We start from the raw sequence: 6,494 nt of genomic DNA, 5'->3' as shown, positions 1-6,494 counted from the left end.
ATAGGAATTCATCTTATCACCTCCTTTAAAGTATCATAACTGTTATGATGATAGCAATTTATTATATAGTATTCTGAGCATTTAATCTTATCTTTACTATCCCATTCAGTTATCTTTATAATCCTATTATATGATCATGTTGAACATTTGTCAATATACTGATTTTATCTTTAAAATATTTTTAGGAGTTTTGGTTTATTAGGATACCATCAGTTTCTTTTGCCGGCAGAACTGTGTTATAATCTTTCACTAGAGGAAAATTATTCCCTATCTTTCACCCGAAAGGAGTCCTCACCTCATGAATGAACAATTATTAGAAAAATACGCTCGTCTTATCATTAAAACAGGAGTCAATCTTCAACAACAGCAGATTCTCGTCATTAAATCACCTATTGAATGTGCTGATTTTACCCGAAAAGTAACTGAAGTAGCTTACCGGGAAGGTGCAAAGGATGTGGCAATTTTTTGGAACGATGAACTCACTTCTAAAGTTCGCTACCTTTATGCACCGGAAGAAATCTTTGATGAATTTCCGGAATGGCAGAAAGTATTTTTTCTTAACTATTCAAGGCAAGGTGCGGCCTTCTTAAGTATCTCTGCTTCAGACCCGGAACTAATGAAAGATGTTAATCCCGACCGTATGACCAGGGCACAAAGAGCCGGCTCAATAGCCTTAAAAGAACAACGGGAACGGTTAATGAGCAATCAGAATGCCTGGTGTGTGGTATCTATACCTACTCAAGCATGGGCACAAAAAGTCTTCCCCGGTGCTGCTAAAGAAGAAGCCGTCGCAAAACTTTGGAGTGCCATATTTAAAGCAGTGCGGGCCGATCAAGAGGATCCTGTCCTGGCCTGGAAAGAACATACGGAAAATCTGGGCCGCTATATGGATTTTCTAAACTCCAATCATTTCCAAACTTTGCACTTCAAAAACTCTCTTGGTACAGATTTAAGGATTGAGCTGCCTGAAGATCATCTCTGGATTGCCGGAGCGGACCGCACCCAGGATGGTATTGAATTTATCGCTAATATGCCCACCGAGGAAGTCTTCACCCTGCCGAAAAAAACCGGTGTCAATGGGACTGTGGTCAGCTCAATGCCCTTAAATTACAATGGTAACCTCATCAAGAACCTTACCTTGACTTTTAAAGACGGCAAGGTGATCGACTTTAGTGCCGATGAAGGATATAAAAGCTTAAAAAGCTTGCTGGACACCGATGAAGGTGCCAAGTATCTTGGGGAAGTAGCCCTGGTACCCTATGATTCACCCATTTCCAATTCCAAAATTCTCTTTTATAATACTCTCTTCGATGAAAACGCAGCTTGCCATTTAGCTTTAGGAAAAGCATACTCAGTAACCTTAAAAAACGGGGACAAATTAAGTGAACAGGAATTGGCAGCTGCCGGTGTAAACGATTCCTTATTACATGAGGATTTTATGATAGGAACAGCTGATCTAACTATCACAGGTATTACATCCACCGGCAAGGAGCTTCCTGTGTTTATACAAGGCAACTTCGCCTTGTAATGTCTGGAAAAGATCCTTCGCTCATGCTCAGGATGACAGCACACACTATGTCATACTGAACGCAGTGAAGTATCTTGACCCAATATCACCTTTTCATCAATCTTTTGACTAATAGTTCAACTTCTAGGGAGGGCTTCCTATTATTCAAGTCGGGAAATTAAATAAACTTAAAGTCGCTAATATGGCTTCCTTTGGGGCCTATCTTGATGCGGGTACAGGTAACCGTAAAGATAATGTACTCCTTCCTGGCAATGAGTGCCCGGATAAAGTCAAAGAAGGGGATATTTTAGAGGTGTTCATTTATCACGATTCTGAAGATCGTTTGATTGCCACCCTGAAAAGACCTTTTGCCCAAGTAGGTGAACTAGCCTATCTTAAAGTAACAGCCAAAACCAAAGTCGGAGCTTTTCTTGACTTCGGTTTGGAAAGAGGCCTTTTTCTCCCCTTCCGCGAGCAAAAATACCCTGTTGAAGTGGACAAAAGCTATCTGGTCTATCTCTATCTCGACAAGAGCGGACGTATTTCCTCGACAACCGCTATTTACGATTTTCTCCGCTCTGATTCACCCTACCAAAAAAACGATTTGGTCATGGGAACGGTCTACCAGATCAATCCCCAAATCGGTGTATTCGTAGCCGTAGACAACCTATATCTGGGACTTATTCCCCGCAATGAGAACTATACGGAACTTAAATATGGGGATCGGATTCAAGCACGCGTTATTCGGGTGCGGGAAGATGGCAAATTGGACCTTTCCCCGCGCAACCTTTCCCACCGACAAATGAATGTGGATGCGGAGCTGCTGATCAATGCCATGAACGCCAACGCCGGAACCCTCCCCCTTAATGAAAAATCCAGCCCCGAAGAAATTGAAAAAGTATTTCAGATGAGCAAGGCAGCCTTTAAACGGGCGGTGGGAGCCTTACTCAAGAGCGGTCGCATCAAAAAGGTCGGGGATGATCTAAGGCTTCCTTAAGCAAAAACACCTAGGTTAGAAAATGGACTAAGAAATTAATCTACTTAAATTAATCGTGAAGAGGCTGTATTTCTTAAACTAGAAACAGCCTCTTTGTTATTGCAGTTTTTTTTACCAACCACTTTTTGATCGCCAAAATTCGGGACGCAATAAAATAAGCAAGGTAAAAATTTCGAGACGACCAAGTAACATGCAAAGGATCAAAATTAACTTACCAAAGGATGTAACACAAGCAAAGTTTGTCGTTGGCCCTACAACCCCAAACCCTGGACCCACATTGCCCAGGGAAGCCGCCACTGCGCTCATAGCATCAAAAGGTTCAAGTCCGGTTCCGGCAATCATGATGGTGGCAATTGCAAAAATCACTACATAAAGAAAGAAAAATATACTGACCATTTTGACAGCAGTGGAATTGATGGGCTTGCCATCTAATTTAATAGTGGAAACCGCCTGAGGATGTAAACCCCTGGTCAACATCGACCAGGTGTGTTTTGTTAGCAGCATAATTCGAGATACTTTCATGCCCCCTGTAGTAGAACCGGCACACCCACCGAGAAACATTAAGAGAAAAAGTATTAGCCGGGTAATAGCCGGCCATTGATCATAGTCAGCGGAAGCGAATCCCGTACCGGTAACCAGTGAAACCACTTGAAAAAGGGCATGCCGTAAGGCATAAACCGAAGCATTTTCGGTAGTTAATGCTAAGCCAATTGTTATAAGAATCGTACTTGTAAAAATAATAGCTAAATAAGTGATAAATTCGCTGTTACGAAAAGGCTTTAAACTTTTTTTCGTCCAGGCTTCCAAATAGATTCTGAAGTTTCCGCCGGCAATTATGATAAAGAAAATTATAACGACTTCAATCATAGTGCTTTCGAAATGCATAATGCTGGTATTCTTATTGGAAAATCCACCGGTAGCTATCGTAGAAAAGGCATGATTGACTGCATCAAATATACTCATTCCGGCAAGGAATAACATTACAATTAACGCTATAGTAAGAAACAAATAAATCCACCAAATTCTAATTGCCGTATCACGAATTCGTGGCATAGTTCGTTTGCTTAATGGGCCGGGAACTTCCGCATGGAATAAATGCACCGCCCCAAAGCCCGTACTTGGCAGCAAAATAATGAACAATACAATAATACCGATACCGCCGAGCCAATGGGTAATGCTGCGCCATAGTTGAAGTGAAGATGGTAAAGCTTCAATATCGTTAATAACGCTTGCCCCCGTGGTTGTTAATCCCGAGACTGCCTCAAATAAAGCATCGATATAAGTAGGAACGGTGCCCGCTATCCAAAAAGGCAAGGCACCTAAAAGACAAGTCAGAACCCATGCCCCGCCAACAATGGCAAAGCTCTCACGCAGATTTATTTTTTCTTGTGAAGACTTCCGAAAACGAAACATTCCCACCCCAAGACCACCGGTAAGCATTAAGGTAATTAAAAAAGACCACTGGCTGGTTTCATTGTTAAAAAGCGCTATTACCAAGGGAATAATCATGGCGAAGGCATAGGCCGTTAACAGCCTTCCCAATACCCCTTGTATCAGCGAATAGTTCATCTCTAATCTGCTCCTCATTTATAATTCCGCGAGTTTACCAAGTCCTGCGTCTTTTCCAAAATTCAGGGCGGAAGATGATCAGTAAAGTAAAAAACTCCAGACGCCCGAGCAGCATACAAATAGTCAATACTGATTTCCCGAAAAGATTAATACCGCCGAAATTCGTAGTTGGTCCAACAAATCCAAACCCTGGGCCAACGTTTCCCAAAGTGGCCGCCACGGCACTCATAGCATCAAAGGGCTTAAGTCCGGTCCCCGCGATAATGACACTTGCTGCTGCAAAGGTCACAATATAGAGAAAGAAAAAAATTCCTACTCGATTGAGGATTTCTGGTTCGATCACCTTACCACCAAGTTTGATACTGGAAACCGCCCGCGGGTGTATCCCTTTCTTTAGTTCTGCCCAAGTGGCTTTAGCCAAAAGAATAATTCGTGAAACCTTCATCCCCCCCGAGGTAGAACCGGCACTCCCGCCGATAAACATCAAGAGAAGCAGAATAGTTTTAGTCATGGAAGGCCATTGGTCAAAGTCCGCAGAAGCATAACCGGTGGTAGTGATAATGGACGCTACTTGAAACAAAGCATAGCGGAGAGCCAGGAGCGGTGAAGTACCGTTATTAAGCCACAAACTTCCACCAATTAGGAAGGTAGCACCGGCAATGATCGAAAGATAAACGATAAGTTCCGTATTACGAAAAGGTTGCATAGTTTTTTTACGCCAAACTGCCAAGTAGATAGCGAAGTTTGCACCCGAAGCAATCATAAAGAACGTCAGAATCATTTCTATGGGCAAACTATTATAATACATTATGCTTGTGTTTTTGGTGGAAAAACCGCCGGTAGCAATGGTAGCAAAGGCGTTATTCGCTGCATCCAGAAAAGTCATTCCGGCCGCCCAAAGCAGCAATGCACAAACCGCCGTAAAAACAAAGTAGATTTTCCATAAGGAAATAGCCGTATCGCGAATCCGAGGCATAACCCGATCATTAGTTGGACCGGGAACCTCGGCATTAAAGAGGAGGACTGAACCCATTCCGGTTTTGGGAAGGAGGACAATAAATAGCACGATAATTCCCATGCCACCAAGCCAATGGGTTAAACTGCGCCAAAGAAGAATAGATTGAGGCAATGCCTCTACATCACTGATGACGCTGGCACCGGTGGTAGTAAGTCCTGATACGGTCTCGAAAACGGCATCGATATAGGTAGGCACGACATTGGCAAACCAATAGGGTAAGGCACCCTGAAGAGAAGTAAGAACCCAAGCTCCAACAACCGCAGCAAAAGCCTCACGGACGCCAATTTTGAAATCGGAAGGCTTTGATTTGCCCATGAGGAAAATTCCTGGTATCACGGTTAAGAGTATGGAAAGCAAAAAGGATAGGACACTGGACTCTCCTAAGGTTATTGCTAAAATTAATGGAATACACATGGCTAAGGCATAACCGATCTGCAGCCTTCCCAGTAAACCTAATATGACTGAAACATTCATCTTATTTGCTCCCCAGTTTATTCTCAAATAAACGCATAACCACCGGAACCGTATCGGGCAAGGCAAAAACAATCACCCTATCACCGGGCTTTAAGATGGTTTCACCATTAGGGATGATTATTTCATCACCTCTAACCATAGTACCGATTAATGAGTTTTTAGGCAGTTTGGCGTCTTTAAGCTTTTTATTGGCTACCGGACTTGATGCCGGAACGATAATCTCCATGGCTTCGGCTTTAGCACCCTCGAGCAGGGATACCGAAACGACATCGGAACGCCGGACTTGGCGAAGAATCACACCGGCAGTCAGCACCCGGGGCGAAAGTACCACATCAACCCCTACTTTTTCCATAAGGGAAATATAGTCGGAGCGCCCAACCCGGACAAAAGTCTTTGGTGCTCCAAGGTGTTTGGCCAAGAGGGCAATGAGCAGATTGAGTTTGTCGTCATCGGTAAGGCACATGACGGCATCCGCTTCACCTACCCCTTCTTCAGTTAAAAGGTCTATATCTGTTCCCTCACCACAGAGCACTAAACCCTCATCAAGGGATTCGGCTAAATCTTGACAACGTTCCATATCCTTATCGATTACCTTAACCGAGATGCCGGCCTTTTCCAGCAACAAGGCTAAATGTCGGCCGATTCTTCCCGCCCCGATAATTAATACCCGTTCTACTTTGGATTTTCTAACCGTAAAATGTTCTTCGATTTTTTTGATTGAACTAAACTCTCCCACAAAAAAAACACAGTCATGGGGTAAAAGCATATCTGCACCATGGGGGATAAGCATCCTTTCATTACGTAAAATCCCTGCAACCAAAGTATTCGAAGGTAAGGTTAAATCATTTAGAGAAATATTGGCTAGGCTGGAATCCTGTGGGATCTTAACTTCGATCATCCGTACCCGGTCCCCGGCAAAATCTTCTACA

Annotated in this window: 5 protein-coding genes; 2 read left to right on the top strand and 3 right to left on the bottom strand. The window is 43.3% G+C overall.

Annotated elements, in window-relative coordinates; translation table 11 throughout:
• Positions 1-298: 298 nt before the first annotated feature.
• Positions 299-1,528, top strand: a complete 1,230-nt coding sequence (locus AC1U9U_RS14975) for an aminopeptidase (protein WP_479961353.1) — start codon at positions 299-301, stop codon at positions 1,526-1,528.
• A 139-nt stretch (positions 1,529-1,667) separates the two neighbouring features.
• On the top strand, positions 1,668-2,504 hold the full coding sequence (locus tag AC1U9U_RS14970; protein ID WP_479961354.1) for a CvfB family protein: 837 nt from the start codon (positions 1,668-1,670) through the stop codon (positions 2,502-2,504).
• A 111-nt stretch (positions 2,505-2,615) separates the two neighbouring features.
• On the opposite strand, the gene AC1U9U_RS14965 is transcribed toward AC1U9U_RS14970, so the two are convergent.
• From AC1U9U_RS14965 to trkA, 3 genes are all read right to left on the bottom strand, one after another.
• Positions 2,616-4,073, bottom strand: coding sequence for a TrkH family potassium uptake protein (locus AC1U9U_RS14965; protein WP_479961352.1), 1,458 nt, complete (start codon positions 4,071-4,073; stop codon positions 2,616-2,618).
• A gap of 34 nt (positions 4,074-4,107) precedes the next feature.
• Complete coding sequence (locus tag AC1U9U_RS14960; RefSeq protein ID WP_479961351.1) at positions 4,108-5,565, bottom strand: TrkH family potassium uptake protein; 1,458 nt, start codon at positions 5,563-5,565, stop codon at positions 4,108-4,110.
• A 1-nt stretch (position 5,566) separates the two neighbouring features.
• Positions 5,567-6,494, bottom strand: a 928-nt coding sequence (gene trkA, locus AC1U9U_RS14955; protein ID WP_479961350.1) for a Trk system potassium transporter TrkA, incomplete at its 5' end; no start/stop codon positions are given.

The organism is Desulfitobacterium sp., from assembly GCF_982384815.1.
This window is presented reverse-complemented; position numbering and strand designations above follow the sequence as displayed.

Excerpts from the sequence above, each read along its gene's own strand:
- AC1U9U_RS14975 (WP_479961353.1), top strand. The coding sequence starts at position 299 with ATGAATGAACAATTATTAGAAAAATACGCTCGTCTTATCATTAAAACA.
- AC1U9U_RS14965 (WP_479961352.1), bottom strand. The coding sequence starts at position 4,073 with ATGAACTATTCGCTGATACAAGGGGTATTGGGAAGGCTGTTAACGGCC.
- AC1U9U_RS14960 (WP_479961351.1), bottom strand. The coding sequence starts at position 5,565 with ATGAATGTTTCAGTCATATTAGGTTTACTGGGAAGGCTGCAGATCGGT.